Origin of the sequence: Planktotalea sp., from assembly GCF_039984035.1 — a bacterium.
In the GTDB taxonomy this organism is placed as follows: Bacteria; Pseudomonadota; Alphaproteobacteria; order Rhodobacterales; family Rhodobacteraceae; genus Planktotalea.
This window is the reverse complement of sequence record NZ_JBDWVM010000375.1, coordinates 1-14,015: the sequence shown is the minus strand read 5'-3', so window position 1 is coordinate 14,015 and position 14,015 is coordinate 1. Positions and strand designations below refer to the sequence as shown.

The 14,015-nt window shown below is 50.4% G+C and carries 15 protein-coding genes and 2 pseudogenes; 8 read left to right on the top strand and 9 right to left on the bottom strand.

Going from position 1 to position 14,015, the window contains the following annotated elements; translation table 11 throughout:
* Both ABJQ89_RS16680 and ABJQ89_RS16675 read right to left on the bottom strand, forming a co-directional pair.
* Window positions 1-257, bottom strand: a pseudogene (locus tag ABJQ89_RS16680) (murein transglycosylase); the annotation flags it as partial.
* A gap of 41 nt (window positions 258-298) precedes the next feature.
* Window positions 299-952, bottom strand: coding sequence for a Tim44/TimA family putative adaptor protein (locus ABJQ89_RS16675; RefSeq protein WP_348497285.1), 654 nt, complete (start codon window positions 950-952; stop codon window positions 299-301).
* 106 nt (window positions 953-1,058) lie between these two features.
* Here ABJQ89_RS16675 and ABJQ89_RS16670 point away from each other — a divergent pair, with 106 nt between their 5' ends.
* Window positions 1,059-1,541 (top strand): FxsA family protein, encoded by a 483-nt coding sequence (locus tag ABJQ89_RS16670; RefSeq protein ID WP_348497284.1) that lies wholly within the window; start codon window positions 1,059-1,061, stop codon window positions 1,539-1,541.
* A gap of 58 nt (window positions 1,542-1,599) precedes the next feature.
* Window positions 1,600-2,094, top strand: a complete 495-nt coding sequence (secB, locus tag ABJQ89_RS16665) for a protein-export chaperone SecB (protein ID WP_348497283.1) — start codon at window positions 1,600-1,602, stop codon at window positions 2,092-2,094.
* 6 nt (window positions 2,095-2,100) lie between these two features.
* On the opposite strand, the gene dnaQ is transcribed toward secB, so the two are convergent.
* From dnaQ to ABJQ89_RS16645, 4 genes are read right to left on the bottom strand one after another with little or no spacing between them, the layout of a single operon-like run.
* Complete coding sequence (dnaQ, locus tag ABJQ89_RS16660) at window positions 2,101-2,796, bottom strand: DNA polymerase III subunit epsilon (protein WP_348497282.1); 696 nt, start codon at window positions 2,794-2,796, stop codon at window positions 2,101-2,103.
* Complete coding sequence (coaE, locus tag ABJQ89_RS16655) at window positions 2,789-3,382, bottom strand: dephospho-CoA kinase (RefSeq protein ID WP_348497281.1); 594 nt, start codon at window positions 3,380-3,382, stop codon at window positions 2,789-2,791. Before coaE ends, dnaQ begins: the two co-directional genes overlap by 8 nt.
* Window positions 3,379-4,212: a shikimate dehydrogenase gene (locus tag ABJQ89_RS16650; protein ID WP_348497280.1), complete on the bottom strand. Its 834-nt coding sequence runs from the start codon at window positions 4,210-4,212 to the stop codon at window positions 3,379-3,381. Before ABJQ89_RS16650 ends, coaE begins: the two co-directional genes overlap by 4 nt.
* Entirely contained in the window at window positions 4,209-4,808 is a 600-nt protein-coding gene (locus ABJQ89_RS16645; protein WP_348497279.1) for a nucleoside triphosphate pyrophosphatase, read from the bottom strand. The genes ABJQ89_RS16650 and ABJQ89_RS16645 overlap by 4 nt, the downstream gene beginning before the upstream one ends.
* A 550-nt stretch (window positions 4,809-5,358) precedes the next feature.
* Here ABJQ89_RS16645 and rho point away from each other — a divergent pair.
* Genes rho through ABJQ89_RS16615 form a run of 6 tightly spaced genes read left to right on the top strand, consistent with a single transcriptional unit; the run spans window position 5,359 to window position 12,141 of the window.
* A complete protein-coding gene (gene rho / locus ABJQ89_RS16640; protein ID WP_348497278.1) occupies window positions 5,359-6,630 on the top strand; it encodes a transcription termination factor Rho in 1,272 nt (423 codons plus the stop codon).
* Between the two features lie 21 nt (window positions 6,631-6,651).
* Window positions 6,652-7,944: a tRNA uridine-5-carboxymethylaminomethyl(34) synthesis GTPase MnmE gene (gene mnmE / locus ABJQ89_RS16635; protein ID WP_348497277.1), complete on the top strand. Its 1,293-nt coding sequence runs from the start codon at window positions 6,652-6,654 to the stop codon at window positions 7,942-7,944.
* A gap of 3 nt (window positions 7,945-7,947) precedes the next feature.
* On the top strand, window positions 7,948-9,816 hold the full coding sequence (gene mnmG, locus ABJQ89_RS16630; protein ID WP_348497276.1) for a tRNA uridine-5-carboxymethylaminomethyl(34) synthesis enzyme MnmG: 1,869 nt from the start codon (window positions 7,948-7,950) through the stop codon (window positions 9,814-9,816).
* On the top strand, window positions 9,816-10,430 hold the full coding sequence (gene rsmG, locus ABJQ89_RS16625; protein ID WP_348497275.1) for a 16S rRNA (guanine(527)-N(7))-methyltransferase RsmG: 615 nt from the start codon (window positions 9,816-9,818) through the stop codon (window positions 10,428-10,430). Before mnmG ends, rsmG begins: the two co-directional genes overlap by 1 nt.
* Window positions 10,423-11,232: an AAA family ATPase gene (locus ABJQ89_RS16620; RefSeq protein ID WP_348497274.1), complete on the top strand. Its 810-nt coding sequence runs from the start codon at window positions 10,423-10,425 to the stop codon at window positions 11,230-11,232. The genes rsmG and ABJQ89_RS16620 overlap by 8 nt, the downstream gene beginning before the upstream one ends.
* 12 nt (window positions 11,233-11,244) lie before the next feature.
* The gene (locus tag ABJQ89_RS16615; protein ID WP_348497273.1) at window positions 11,245-12,141 is read left to right on the top strand and encodes a ParB/RepB/Spo0J family partition protein; all 897 of its coding nucleotides are present in this window, start codon (window positions 11,245-11,247) and stop codon (window positions 12,139-12,141) included.
* Here the strand turns inward: ABJQ89_RS16615 and hemW are convergent.
* From hemW to ABJQ89_RS16600, 3 genes and pseudogenes are all read right to left on the bottom strand, one after another.
* A complete protein-coding gene (gene hemW / locus ABJQ89_RS16610) occupies window positions 12,138-13,292 on the bottom strand; it encodes a radical SAM family heme chaperone HemW (RefSeq protein ID WP_348497272.1) in 1,155 nt (384 codons plus the stop codon). The two genes, ABJQ89_RS16615 and hemW, sit on opposite strands and share 4 nt — an antisense overlap.
* Window positions 13,282-13,896: an RdgB/HAM1 family non-canonical purine NTP pyrophosphatase gene (gene rdgB / locus ABJQ89_RS16605; protein WP_348497271.1), complete on the bottom strand. Its 615-nt coding sequence runs from the start codon at window positions 13,894-13,896 to the stop codon at window positions 13,282-13,284. The genes hemW and rdgB overlap by 11 nt, the downstream gene beginning before the upstream one ends.
* A pseudogene (locus ABJQ89_RS16600) lies at window positions 13,893-14,015 on the bottom strand (ribonuclease PH); the annotation flags it as partial. The pseudogene ABJQ89_RS16600 and the gene rdgB, both read right to left, overlap by 4 nt.

The window sequence follows — 14,015 nt, the reverse complement described above, 5'->3', positions numbered from 1 at the left end:
GGTTCGAAATATCCAGTGAACAGCGCGTCCTTGCCATCCTCAATCAACAAGGGGCGAAAGAACAATTCGAAGAAGGCGCGCGCGTTGGTTTGATCATTTGCGGCCGCACAAAGCGTTTTCCAATCCGGCGTTTTCATGTCGCGACATGTATTGCGGAAAACGGTTAATGCGGCGGCGTGATCATCTTCAGCCCAGCCGTCCAAATCACTAAAGTCTAAAATGCGATAGACAGTCTCCGCCTGTGCAGGGGGCGTCATTGCAACGCTCCCCGCCAGTAAAAATGCCAAAAAGGCATTCTTCATTCGCCAGTGGCAACAAGTTGCCAGTTTGGATCATCGGATCCCATCTTGCGTGCGAAGGTCCAAACATCTTTTTGACGTTTGATCTTGGTCTCGTCACCTTCGACGACTTCACCCGCATTATCGCGCACGACAGATGTCATTTCGCCAATGAAACGCACGGACACTTCACCAATGCCGCTGGCCTCATCGATCGTCGCATCGTCTAGCGCCATTTCACGAATACCAACAAAGGTTGCTTCAATGGTCAGACCTTGCTTTTCGCGCGCTTCCACGACTTCTGCAAAGCTCGCGTAAACATCATCATCAAGGAACGGTTTGATTTCTGCCATATCGCCACGCTCAAAACCCATGAGGATCATCTCATAAGCACCGCGCGCGCCGCCAAGGAAATCGGACACACCAAACGATGGCTCTGCCGCTTTCATTTTAGCAAGGGCTTCCGCCGCATCAGGCTTGCCTTCAGTGTGATCCGCAATGTCGGGATCAGGGCCGCCTTCGATGACTTCAAAATCCGCACGACTGCGGGGCGAGGGCGCTTGAACTGGGGGCTTTTCAAATCCTTCACGTGTGCCAAGCACATTCTTAAGGCGCAAAATCAGAAAAATAGCGATGCCAGCAAGCACCAAAAGTTGAATAATGGGCGAATTCATGAATTCGTCGTCCTCTCAAACATAGCAACACGTCTCTTGAGGACTTATGTACGCAAGGGCGGCGGTCAAGTCCACTACACCGCCAAGTGACAGGAGAACCAAAGAGATGTGGTTATTTTTAGCCTTTTTATCCGTACCAGTGATAGAAATCGCACTGTTTATCCAAGTTGGCGGAGCAATTGGTCTCTGGCCGACGCTTGGAATCGTCGTTTTGACGGCTGTGCTCGGTACTTTTTTGGTCCGCACACAGGGCGCATTGGCGATGAATAACCTGCGTCAGTCCTTTGGAACCCTATCAGATCCGTCTGAACCGCTCGCACATGGCGCGATGATCCTCGTGTCTGGCGCGCTATTGCTCACGCCGGGCTTTTTTACAGACGCTGTTGGTTTTGCGCTGCTCGTGCCCGGTGTCCGCTCTGCCGTTTTTCGCTATCTGAAATCGCGCATCAATGTGCAGAGCTTCCAAATGGGCGGTCAGCCACAACAAAATCCGTTTCAACAACGACAGGGCGCTGACATTATTGACGGTGAGTATGAAGAAGTGCCCCGCGATCCGAATGCGCCGCCTTCTGGCTGGACCAAGCATTGAGGCCCGCGCCGCGACCTGCTAAGCACTGCGCCAACTGACATTTTACTGGAGAATTACAATGGCTGAAAACGAAGCCGCGGCAGCGCCACAGGCACCGCAAGTTAAGATGAACATTCTCGCGCAATTCATTCGCGATATGTCCTTTGAAAACATCCTTGCACAAAAAGGTATTCAGGGCGAAGTGAACCCTGATGTGCAAGTTCAGGTAAACTTGGACGCGAAAAAGCGTGCTGCTGAAAATCAGTACGATGTCATCACCAAGATCAAAGTTGATTCCAAGGTGAAAGACACAGGTCAGCAACTGTTCCTGCTTGAGCTTGAGTATGCTGGTGTTTTCAACATCGAAGGCGTTCCGGAAGAGCAACTGCACCCGTTCTTGCTGATCGAATGCCCGCGCATGACATTTCCATTTGTGCGTCGCATCGTATCTGACGTGACTCGCGATGGTGGTTTCCCACCGCTGAACCTTGAGAACATTGATTTCGTTGCGCTGTACCGCACAGAAATCGAGCGTCGTCAGGCCGAAGCAGCGGCTGCAGCTCAGCCTAACTAAACCAACTTAGTTTTTGAATTTCAGCCAAAGCGCATCATCACCGAGTTTTTCAACAAAACTTGCATGTGCTTTGGCTTCTTCTTCGGTGATCCGAGAGGGCAGCGGAGTAGGTCGCTTTGAAGCGCGCCACGCATCGGCACTAGATGCATCGCTCTTTCCGCCACCAGCATCAGCCAGTACCAAACCTGGCTGACGACCACCCAAAAGTTCCAGATATACTTCCGCCAGAATTTCACTATCGAGCAAAGCGCCGTGCAGTGTACGGTTCGAGTTGTCGATATTGAAACGTCGGCACAGCGCATCGAGCGATGCAGGCGATCCTGGAAATCTTTTGCGCGCAATGGCGAGCGTATCAAGCGCTTGCTCCATTGGCAGTTGCGGCATGTTCAGCCAACCGAGCTCCGCATTCAGGAACTTCATATCGAACGCGGCGTTGTGGATCACGAGGCGATCATTTTTCACGAAGTCCAAGAATTCCTGTGCAACTTGTTTGAAAACAGGCTTATCGCGCAGGAAGTCATCGCCCAACCCATGCACTTCAAACGCATCATTAGGCATGGAGCGTTCAGGATTGATGTATTGGTGATATGTATTTCCAGTTGGCATTTGGTTGATCAGCTCAACAGCGCCGATTTCAACAAGGCGATCGCCAGAAAATGGATCAAACCCTGTCGTTTCAGTATCGAGAACCAATTCACGCATTTTTCAAACCACTCTTTATAACACCAATGATCGCGCTGACTTGGATGCGCGCATGACCAATGGACGTTGTTTCAATCACATAATCACTGCGCTCGCGCTTTTCTGCAATCGGCATCTGTTTTGCGAGGATTTGCTCGAACTGCGCTTCGCTCATGGTGCCACGCTCCATAACCCGTGCGCGCTGGGTGTCTTCATCGATAGAAACACAAGCAACAGCGTCCATGCGCGCATCACCACCAGTTTCAAACAAGAGCGGGATATCAAACACGATAATGTCGCTCTTGGACTGCGCGGTGAATGCGGCGCGGTCTTCGCCAACTAAGGGGTGCACCATCTTTTCAATTGTTTTGAGAGCAGAGGGGTCAGCACCAATGATCTCTCGCAAGACGTCACGTGAAACAGCGCCTTCGATGATCGCGCTTGGAAACGCCTTACCCATCGGATCAACCGCTGCACCCCCCTTGGAATATAGCCGATGCACAGCCGCATCCGCATCCCAGACATCGCAGCCCATAGTTTCGAACATCTTGGCCGTCGTAGATTTGCCCATCCCGATGGAACCGGTGAGGCCCAGTTTAAACGTCATTTCAAAACCGCCGCGCGCAATTCGTCTGTCACTTCGGGTCGCGTTCCGAACCAGCGTTCGAAACCTGGCACACCTTGATGAAGCAACATGCCAAGCCCATCGACCGCTGTCGCGCCTACTGCACTTGCCGCTTTGAGGAATGGCGTTTGAAGTGGCGTGTACACCAGATCGTTAACGACCATGCCCGCGCTCAACGCATCCAGAGGGATCGTCATCTCAGGTTTTCCAACCATGCCAAGCGCTGTCGTATTCACAACAGTCTTAGTGCCCTCAATCGCATCACCCGCCTCGGACCAATCGACAATTTTCACCGTTTCACCAAACTCGGCGCGAAGTTGCTCTGCGCGCTTTGGTGTTCGGTTGCTTAGACGAATTTCAGGAACGCCAAGATCAATGAGCGACACAATAACCGCCCGCGCTGCGCCGCCAGCGCCGATGACCAGAGCAGGGCCAGTCGTCGGAGCCCAATCAGGGGCGTTTTGTTTGAGGTTATGAACAAAACCGTAGCCATCGGTATTGTCTGCCTGAATGCTACCATCGCTGCCAAAGGTCAGCGTATTTGCTGCGCCGATTGCTCTGGCGCGATCCGTCACCTCATCCGCTAGATCGATGACCACTTCTTTATGCGGGAGAGTCACGTTCAGCCCGACAAATCCGATCGTCGGCAGCAGGCGAATCGAACGCTCTAAATCATCAGGCGCGATATCTATGGGAATATAGTGCCCCTTGATTGCGTACGCTTTAAGCCAATGCCCATGCAATTGTGGGGATTTGGAATGAGCGATGGGATGACCCGTGACCCCCGCCAATGGAATTTTCAATGCGCTCATACCAGTAACTCTCCTTTGAGAGTGAGATAGTTTACGAATTCGATCAACGGAAGGCCCAGAACCGTAAAGTGATTGCCATCGACCTGCGCAAACAGGCGCACGCCCTCTGCCTCTAGTTTATAGCAACCGACGCAATGGCGCACATCTTCCCAGTTGCGTGCCAAATAATCATCGAGGAAGACATCTGAGAACACACGCATCGTTAGGCGTGCTTGTCCAACATGCCGCCAAATCGGTTTGCCATCTTCATAAAGCACCCCAGCGGAGAGGAGGGAGTGCCGTTTTCCCCGTAATTCAGTCAGTTGCTCGCGCGCTTCTTCTATACTCCGCGCCTTTGAGAAAAGCTCTCCCTTAAGATCAAGAACTTGATCACACCCCAGAACCAGCCGGCCCGGGTTCTTTTCGCTCACACGACGCGCTTTCATTTCAGCGAGCTGATCGGCAATGTCACGGGGCGGTGCGCCCTCGGCTAACATCGAATCACGCATCATGTCTTCATCGACGCGTGGCTTGATCACTTCCACCTCAACGCCTGCATTTTGCAACATTTCGAAGCGCGTCTGTGAACCAGAGGCAAGAATAATGGGAACAGACATGTGGATAATTCCGTGGATCAAAGTAAGGATTTAGTAAGGATCATTACTGGGCAAAGTAGCGAGGTTTTTCAAGCTGTGGGAATGCCCGCGATCTCATGGCTTTCCACACAGATTCCTCCAGTGTGGATGAGGATAAGTTTCATCCATCACAACTGTGGACGAGTTGAATTCATGCCCAGAGGTAAGCTGCTTATTCCACAGAGAATTTGGACATAACTATATGTTTTTAAACATATAAATAGAGTTACTCACACGTGTGCATAATCTGACTTTCTCGTTCAAATCATCCTCAAAACTGTGGGAAAGAAAGTAATCCACAGAAAAGGCGTTCCCTACTTAATCAACTTCCTTTCTAAATATATATTTATTATTAAAGAGAGATCTAACCTAAGCCCCCACGCATATTCTTGCTTAGAAGACATGCAAGGTTTGACTCGATGCTCTTAGCCTTGTACTCAAAGGCCAACGCACGCCCATTCGGGAAAACGTGTATTTCCAAATGACTCAGATAATGCAGCGACGATCCGTTCGGCTGCTCAAAGGTATATTCATGTCTCAGAACACTCTGACACTGTCCCAGCTTAAGGCGCAAAGTCCTAAGAACCTCTTAGCAATGGCTGAGGATCTGGAGATCGAAAACGCATCCACCATGCGTAAGGGCGAAATGATGTTCCAAATCCTGCGTGAACGCGCGGATGAAGGTTGGGAGATCATGGGTGACGGTGTTCTCGAAGTTCTTCAAGATGGCTTTGGTTTCTTGCGTTCACCAGAAGCAAACTATCTGCCGGGCCCTGACGATATCTATGTATCGCCTGATATGATCCGTAAGTACTCACTTCGCACCGGAGATACAGTAGACGGCGTGATTAAGGCACCTGACGAGCAGGAGCGCTATTTCGCGCTTGTGAACGCGATGCAGATTAACTTTGAGGCGCCCGAAAAAGCCAAGCATAAGATTGCCTTCGATAACCTGACGCCGCTTTACCCTGATGAGCGCTTTAAGATGGAGATCGAAGATCCGACTATCAAAGATCGCTCCGCACGCATCATCGATCTTGTCGCGCCAATTGGTAAAGGTCAGCGCTGCTTGATCGTTGCGCCGCCGCGCACAGGTAAAACTGTTCTTCTGCAAAATATCGCGGCGAGCATCGAAGCGAACCACCCTGAATGCTATCTGATCGTTCTTCTGATTGATGAACGTCCTGAAGAAGTGACCGACATGCAGCGTTCTGTGAAAGGTGAAGTCGTTTCTTCAACCTTTGATGAACCCGCAACACGCCACGTTGCCGTGTCTGAAATGGTGATCGAAAAAGCGAAACGTTTGGTCGAACATAAGCGAGATGTTGTGATCCTTCTCGACTCCATCACAAGACTTGGTAGAGCATTCAACACTGTTGTGCCTTCCTCTGGTAAAGTTCTAACCGGTGGTGTGGATGCAAACGCCCTGCAACGTCCTAAGCGCTTCTTCGGTGCGGCGCGTAACATTGAAGAGGGTGGCTCGCTCACTATTATCTCTACAGCGTTGATCGACACGGGTTCGCGTATGGACGAGGTTATCTTCGAAGAGTTCAAAGGTACGGGTAACTCTGAAATCGTTCTGGATCGTAAGATTTCTGACAAACGTGTTTATCCAGCAATTGATATTCTTAAGTCCGGTACGCGGAAAGAAGATTTGCTTATTGATAAGGTTGATATGCAGAAGACTTTTGTTCTGCGCCGTATTCTTAACCCGATGGGCACGACCGATGCCGTTGAATTCCTGCTTGGTAAGCTAAAGCAAACCAAGAATAACGCGGAATTCTTCGATTCAATGAACACCTAAACGTTTAGCGGGGCATGTGTCATGGACACGATTTTTGCTCTGGCCACCGCACATGGTAAAGCGGGCGTGTCTGTCATTCGCATTTCAGGCGCGCGCGCTTGGGATGCGGGACAAATGCTTTGTGGTCAAATGCCCAAATCTCATCAGGCAGGTCTGCGTAATCTAACAGATGCGCAGGGCGTTTTGGTGGATCAAGCGCTGGTTCTGCCTTTTGAAGATCAACGTAGTTTCACAGGTGAGCCTGTTGTTGAGCTGCATCTTCATGGCAGTACTGCAATCGTTGCGCGGGTTATGGAACTCCTTGGCGCTGTCGAAGGGCTTCGAATTGCTGAACCGGGTGAATTCACGCGTCGCGCATTGGAAAACGGCAAACTTGATCTGGCTCAGGTTGAAGGACTGGCTGATCTCATCGATGCAGAAACTGAAGCACAACGCAGACAAGCGCTTCGTGTTCTCGCCGGTGATCTTGGTCAAACTGCCGAAGCTTGGCGGAGTAAACTGATCCGCGCCGCGTCTTTGCTTGAGGCAACAATCGATTTTGCGGATGAAGATGTTCCTGTAGATGTGACACCAGAAGTGCGCGAACTACTAACGTCCACACGTTCCGAAATCACAAAGGAAGCAGAGGGCGTGAAAACTGCCGAACGCATTCGTTCTGGTTTTGAGGTCGCTATCATCGGTGCGCCGAATGTTGGTAAATCTACGTTGCTCAACGCAATTGCAGGTCGAGATGCTGCCATTACGTCTGAATACGCTGGCACAACACGTGATGTGATTGAGGTAAAGCTTGACCTCAACGGCCTTGCTGTGACGCTTCTTGATACAGCTGGTTTGCGCGAAACCGAGGATTTCGTTGAAAAGATCGGTATCGATCGTGCTCTCTCTCGTGCTCATGACGCTGATATGCGCGTGTTTTTGAAATCAGAAGCGTCTGAGAACCTCCCGTTTGAACCTGTAGAAGGTGATCTAGAGGTCGTTGGTAAAGCGGATATCCGAGATACATCAGCGGAGCATAGCGTGTCGGGTAAGACGGGACAGGGTGTTGATGCTCTTGTTTCGTCTATTTCTGAACGCCTTCTTCAGCGCTCAGCGAATGCTGGTATTGCGACGCGTGAAAGACACCGTCAGGCTTTGCTGTTGTCGGGTCAATATCTTGGAACGGCGTTGGCGGGTTTGGATTTCGGCCCTGATCACTACGACGTCGTTGCGGAAGATATGCGCAGTGCTATTCGTGCTTTGAACAGTTTGATTGGCCGTGTAGACGTAGAAAATCTGTTGGATGAGATTTTCTCGAGTTTTTGTCTTGGAAAGTGAAGGATGTTTCACGTGAAACAATCAAGCTTCGATGTAGTTGTTATTGGTGGCGGTCATGCCGGTTGCGACGCTGCTCACGCTGCGGCGCGCATGGGTGTTAGCACCGCATTAGTCACTTTGAATGAAGATGGCATTGGTGTCATGTCCTGTAACCCAGCGATTGGTGGTCTTGGGAAGGGACATCTTGTTAGAGAAATCGACGCTCTTGATGGCGTGATGGGGCGTGTTGCGGATAAAGCGGGAATTCAATTTCGCCTGCTAAATCGTCGTAAGGGTCCGGCTGTTCAAGGTCCTCGTGCTCAATCAGATCGCGGTATCTATCGGTCTGAAATGCTTCAAGAAATGAAAAAACAAGCAAACCTTCAGATCGTTGAGGGCGAAGCGACCGATTTCATCATGGAAAGTCAGAAAGTCGCCGGTGTAGTTCTCGCTGATGGAACTGAATTGCGCGCTGGTGCCGTTATCCTGACGACAGGTACTTTCCTGCGTGGTGTCATCCATATTGGCGATGTCTCAAAGCCAGGCGGGCGGATGGGCGACAAGCCTTCTGTCAAACTCGCTGAACGTATCGATAGTTTCAATCTACCGCTTGGACGTCTAAAAACTGGCACACCTCCGCGTCTAGATGGACGTACTATCAATTGGGACATTCTAGACAGCCAACCCGGTGATGACGATCCTGTGCTGTTTTCCTTCCTATCCAAGAGTGTCAGCGCCCCTCAGGTGAATTGCGGGATCACACACACAAACGCTGGCACGCATAAGATTATCGAAGAGAACTTGAAGCGTAGCGCGATGTATGGGGGTCATATCGACGGTATTGGTCCGCGGTATTGCCCTTCTATCGAAGATAAAGTCGTGCGTTTCGCTGATAAAACTTCGCATCAGATCTTTTTAGAGCCAGAAGGCGCGACTGATCACACTGTTTATCCTAACGGTATCTCGACGAGCCTCCCCGAAGATGTTCAGGATGCATACGTGCATTCTATCGTTGGCTTGGAAGAGGCCAAAATTCTCCAGCCTGGCTATGCGATTGAATATGACTATGTTGATCCGCGTGCCTTAGATGCGTGTTTGATGGTGAAAGATGTGCCTGGGCTTTACCTTGCTGGGCAGATCAACGGCACAACGGGATATGAAGAAGCCGCTGCACAGGGTCTTGTTGCGGGTCTAAATGCTGCTCTCGCACTTCAAAAGCGTGAACCTGTGATTTTCAGTAGAACGAATAGCTACATCGGTGTGATGATCGACGACCTTACCACACGCGGTGTTTCCGAGCCTTATCGCATGTTTACATCTCGTGCTGAATTTAGATTGTCGCTGCGCGCTGACAATGCGGATCAACGTCTGACACCGATAGGCGTCGAACTTGGCTGTGTTGCGCCAGAGCGTGAAGGCGCTTTCTCCGATAAGTTAGAGAAGATTCAGCATGTTGTATCGGTATTGAAATCCAAATCTCTCACTCCGAAGGAAATCAATGCTGGCGGTATTTCTATAAACCAAGATGGAAATCGTCGCGATGGCGTGCAAATTTTGGCGTTTCCCGACGTTTCGTTCGGTGACATTGAACCTTTGTTCCCTGAACTTAAGGATACAATCCCGACAGTACGTGAGCAGGTCGAGCGAGATTCGCTTTATTCGAACTATATTGCCCGCCAGCAAAAGGATGTTGATGCGCTTCGTCGAGATGAGGCTCAGATTATTCCGAAAGACTTCGAATACTCCGATGTAGACAGCCTTTCGAATGAAATGAAGCAGAAGCTCATTCAGATTAAGCCGCATAACCTTGCTCAAGCAGGGCGCATTGAAGGTATGACTCCTGCTGCGCTGACCTTGCTTCTTGCCAAACTTCGCCAACGAAAGCGCGCTTAATGGATTTTTCTGTTGGGTCTTTGAATGTTTCACGTGAAACATATGACCTCCTTAACGTTTATGCCTCTTTGCTTGAAAAGTGGAATCCCCGGATCAACTTGGTTTCAAAGAGCACGTTGGATGATCTTTGGTCTCGGCATATTGTTGATTCAGCTCAATTGTTCGAGCTGGCACCTCAAGATGTCGACCATTGGGTAGATCTAGGAAGCGGGGGTGGTTTCCCCGGTATGGTAATTGCCATACTCGCAAAAGAGTTGCGCCCAGATATGAAAGTCACCCTTGTTGAAAGCGATCAACGTAAATGCGCCTTCTTGCGGACTGTTTCACGTGAAACAAATTGCAATGCGACGGTCCATTCCAAGCGCATTGAAGCGCTTGAACCCCAAAATGCAGATATCTTGTCTGCGAGGGCGCTTGCTGATCTAAACATGTTGTTGGGTTTTGCTGAAAGGCATCTCAAGAGCAGTGGTATTTGCTTGTTTCCAAAGGGCCTCACTTGGGAAAAAGAATTGAAAACAGCACAAGACTCATGGCAGTTTTCACATCAAGTTAATACAAGTGAAATCAACGCAGATTCAGTTGTTTTACGAATAGAAGAGATCAAACATGCTTGACCCAACCCGATCTAATGACACGAAAATTGTAGCTGTTGTTAATCAAAAAGGTGGGGTTGGTAAAACAACGACGACGATCAACTTGGCTGCCGCTATGGTCGCTGAGGGCAAGCGCGTCCTAATGATCGATCTAGATCCCCAAGGAAACGCATCTACCGGCATGGGAATTGGCGCGGATGCGCGAGAATTGACGACCTATGAGCTTTTGCTTGAGGATATTGATTTGCGAGAGGTCATTCAGGAGACGCAAACTAAAAACCTGATGATCGTCCCAGCAACAGTCGATCTAAGTTCTGCTGATATCGAGTTAATGGCGAACGAAAAGCGTAGCTTCCTACTGCATGACGCCCTGCGTCAGCCCATGATGGATGAATTCCATTTTGATTACATTCTGATTGATTGCCCCCCTTCATTGAACCTTCTTACCGTCAATGCGATGGTTGCTGCGCATTCAGTGCTGGTTCCTTTGCAAAGCGAGTTCTTTGCTTTGGAAGGGCTCTCTCAACTCATGTTAACGATCCGTGAAGTTCGTCAAACGGCCAATCCAAACCTTCGTATTGAAGGTGTTGTTTTGACGATGTTTGACGCTCGGAATAACCTGTCTCAACAGGTTGAAAATGATGCGCGTGAAAATTTGGGCGACATCGTTTTTCAAACCAAAATTCCGAGAAACGTGCGTGTCAGCGAGGCACCTTCATTTGCGATGCCAGTGTTGGACTATGATCCAAACTCAAAAGGGGCGTTGGCGTATGGTGAGTTGGCGCGTGAAGTTATTAAGAAGAACGCAAAGTTAAAAGCGTAAGAGGAACTAGGCATGTCGAACAACAAAAAGAACCGTGGATTGGGCCGTGGACTATCAGCGTTGATGGCAGATGTTGGCCCAGAGCCGACGCCGTCCGCAACAACACCTGCGCGACCTGATTTGATCGTGCCGATCGAACGTGTTTTTCCAAACCCTGATCAGCCGCGTCGTTCATTCACGCCGGATCAACTTGAAGATCTGGCAGCATCGATCAAGGCCAAAGGCATTATTCAGCCGATTATCGTTCGTGCGCGACCTTCCAACAAAGACGAGTATGAAATCGTTGCTGGCGAGCGTCGTTGGCGCGCGGCACAAATGGCGCAACTCCATGATATTCCAGTACTTTTACGAGAATTTTCAGATACTGAGGTCCTCGAAGTCGCGATTATCGAGAACATTCAGCGTGCTGATCTAAATCCCGTGGAAGAGGCGATGGGCTATCGTCAATTGATGGACAAGTTTGGGCATACGCAAGAGAAGTTGGCAGAAGAGCTTGGAAAAAGCCGCAGCTATCTTGCTAACCTTATGCGGCTTTTGCAGCTGCCGAGCGACGTTCAAGAATTGCTCGTTGAGGGTAAAATTTCTGCTGGCCATGCGCGCGCTTTGATCACGTCGGATGATCCGTCTGCCTTGGCAAAACAGGTTGTTGCGCAGGGGCTTTCCGTTCGTGCAACGGAAGCGTTAACCAAGAAGAAGCCTGATACCGGTGTGTCAGCTGGTGCGAAACCCCGTTCAGGTAGCACTGAAAAAGACGCTGACACTAAAGCGCTCGAAGGCGATCTATCTGCAGCGATTGGTATGCAGGTTCAGATCGCTCACAAGCCAGGTGGCGAATCTGGTCAGATTTCGATCAAATATGCATCGCTTGATCAGCTTGACGAGATCTGCCGCATTCTAAGCGTGACCTAAAACAACAGTTCAGCGATCACAGAATTCAATAGAAGCCTTCCGCGCGGTGTCGCGCGGAGCTGATCTTGGCGCTGCTCTATCAGCTCAAGTTCAATCATCGAAGACAAGGCGTCAGTATCGAAGGATTCGCCAGCGAGTGTTTCGATACGGGACCGAGAAATTCCATCGGTGATCCGAAGACCCATCATTAAATATTCATTGGCTTGATCAATCGGTGAAAGTGGATTTCGCACCTTCTCACCAATTGCGGTTTGCGATCGTTCGAGCCAAGCGGTGGGCATCATGTAATGTTCGGTCGCGTAACGTTGCCCGTTCAAAGTGATCCGACCGTGGGCGCCGGGACCGATCCCAAGATAATCACCATAGCGCCAGTATATCAAATTGTGCCGGGACTCAGCGCCGGACTTGGCATAATTGGACACCTCATAGGCATTTAGGCCGGCTCTCTCGCAGAGCTCGTTTGTAATATCGTACATATCTGCAGCGAGGTCTTCGACAGGGAGCCCTTTGAGACCGCCTTTTTCGTATCTATCGCCAAAAGCTGTGCCTTTCTCGATAGTTAGCTGATAAAGGGACAGATGATCGATTGCCAAACAAAGGGCCTCATTTAGCTCATTTTTCCAATTTTCGAGCGTTTGGTCCTGTCTTGCGTAGATCAAATCAAAACTCACGCGCTCAAAGACAGATCGCGCGATGTCAAAGGCGTCTCTCGCCTCAGCGACAGAATGGATGCGACCAAGGCGTTTCAGGTCACGATCATTCAAGGCCTGAACGCCCATGGAAATTCTCGTGACACCAGAATCGGCATAACCGCGAAAACGACCAGCTTCGACAGAGGTTGGATTTGCCTCAAGCGTGATTTCTGGATCATTGGACATCGGCCAATGTTTCTGAATACGGGAGATGATCGCGGCGACGGTGTCAGGGTGCATAAGGCTGGGCGTACCGCCGCCAAAGAAGACAGAGGTCACAACACGATTTGGAAGTTCCCGCGCCGCCTTGTCGAGTTCAGCTAGATAACCAGCGACCCAACGCGCCTCGTCTATTTCACGTGAAACATGTGAATTGAAATCGCAATAGGGGCACTTGGCCTGACAAAAGGGCCAGTGCACATAAATGCCAAAGCCCCCATTTTGCCAATCAGCGTTCAAAACAGCCCGTGACCAATTTGTTGAAAGCATCCGCGCGGTGGCTGATCGCGTTCTTCTTTGCGAACTCCATTTCCGCGAAGGTGATGTCGTAGCCATCTGGCATGAACATCGGATCGTACCCATGACCTAATGCGCCGCGCACGGGCCAAACCAACGATCCGTTCGCGGTGCCTTCGAACACCTCGTCGTGCCCATCAGGCCACGCGAGCACAAGCGTAGAGCAAAAGCGCGCTGTACGTGGGTGCGCCGCATTCGCGGCCTCTAGCTTTTCGTGAGTTGTTGTCATCGCCATCATGAAATCACGACCATTGGGCGTTTCGGCCCAATCGGCTGTATAAACACCTGGCGCGCCATCAAGCGCGTCGACTTCGATACCGCTGTCATCAGAAAGCGCGGGCAGGCCTGTTGCTCTGACAGCTGCATGTGCCTTGATACGTGCGTTGCCGATGAAGGTGGTTTCAGTTTCCTCAGGTTCAGGTAGGTCGAGTTCAGCAGCGCCTACGACACTCACCCCAAAAGGGGCGAGCAACTCGCGCATTTCTTCCAATTTGCCTGCGTTATGCGTCGCAATCAGAAGCTTTTTGTCGGTGAACTTACGGCTCATGCCGTTGCTTCCAACTGTTTCGCCGCCAATTCAGCAACGCCCTTTTCAGCAAGATCGATCAGCTGGTTCATTTGATCACGAGAATATGTGCTGCCCTCGGCGCTCATCTGTGTTTCGAT

What these genes read in the sequence shown, in the direction of transcription:
- rdgB (WP_348497271.1), bottom strand. Translation starts at nt 13,896, where the DNA reads ATGAGCCGTAAGTTCACCGACAAAAAGCTTCTGATTGCGACGCATAAC.
- ABJQ89_RS16615 (WP_348497273.1), top strand. Translation starts at nt 11,245, where the DNA reads ATGTCGAACAACAAAAAGAACCGTGGATTGGGCCGTGGACTATCAGCG.
- rsmG (WP_348497275.1), top strand. Translation starts at nt 9,816, where the DNA reads ATGGATTTTTCTGTTGGGTCTTTGAATGTTTCACGTGAAACATATGAC.
- ABJQ89_RS16675 (WP_348497285.1), bottom strand. Translation starts at nt 952, where the DNA reads ATGAATTCGCCCATTATTCAACTTTTGGTGCTTGCTGGCATCGCTATT.
- ABJQ89_RS16645 (WP_348497279.1), bottom strand. Translation starts at nt 4,808, where the DNA reads ATGTCTGTTCCCATTATTCTTGCCTCTGGTTCACAGACGCGCTTCGAA.
- secB (WP_348497283.1), top strand. Translation starts at nt 1,600, where the DNA reads ATGGCTGAAAACGAAGCCGCGGCAGCGCCACAGGCACCGCAAGTTAAG.
- mnmG (WP_348497276.1), top strand. Translation starts at nt 7,948, where the DNA reads ATGTTTCACGTGAAACAATCAAGCTTCGATGTAGTTGTTATTGGTGGC.
- rho (WP_348497278.1), top strand. Translation starts at nt 5,359, where the DNA reads ATGTCTCAGAACACTCTGACACTGTCCCAGCTTAAGGCGCAAAGTCCT.
- mnmE (WP_348497277.1), top strand. Translation starts at nt 6,652, where the DNA reads ATGGACACGATTTTTGCTCTGGCCACCGCACATGGTAAAGCGGGCGTG.
- dnaQ (WP_348497282.1), bottom strand. Translation starts at nt 2,796, where the DNA reads ATGCGTGAATTGGTTCTCGATACTGAAACGACAGGGTTTGATCCATTT.
- ABJQ89_RS16620 (WP_348497274.1), top strand. Translation starts at nt 10,423, where the DNA reads ATGCTTGACCCAACCCGATCTAATGACACGAAAATTGTAGCTGTTGTT.
- ABJQ89_RS16670 (WP_348497284.1), top strand. Translation starts at nt 1,059, where the DNA reads ATGTGGTTATTTTTAGCCTTTTTATCCGTACCAGTGATAGAAATCGCA.
- coaE (WP_348497281.1), bottom strand. Translation starts at nt 3,382, where the DNA reads ATGACGTTTAAACTGGGCCTCACCGGTTCCATCGGGATGGGCAAATCT.
- ABJQ89_RS16650 (WP_348497280.1), bottom strand. Translation starts at nt 4,212, where the DNA reads ATGAGCGCATTGAAAATTCCATTGGCGGGGGTCACGGGTCATCCCATC.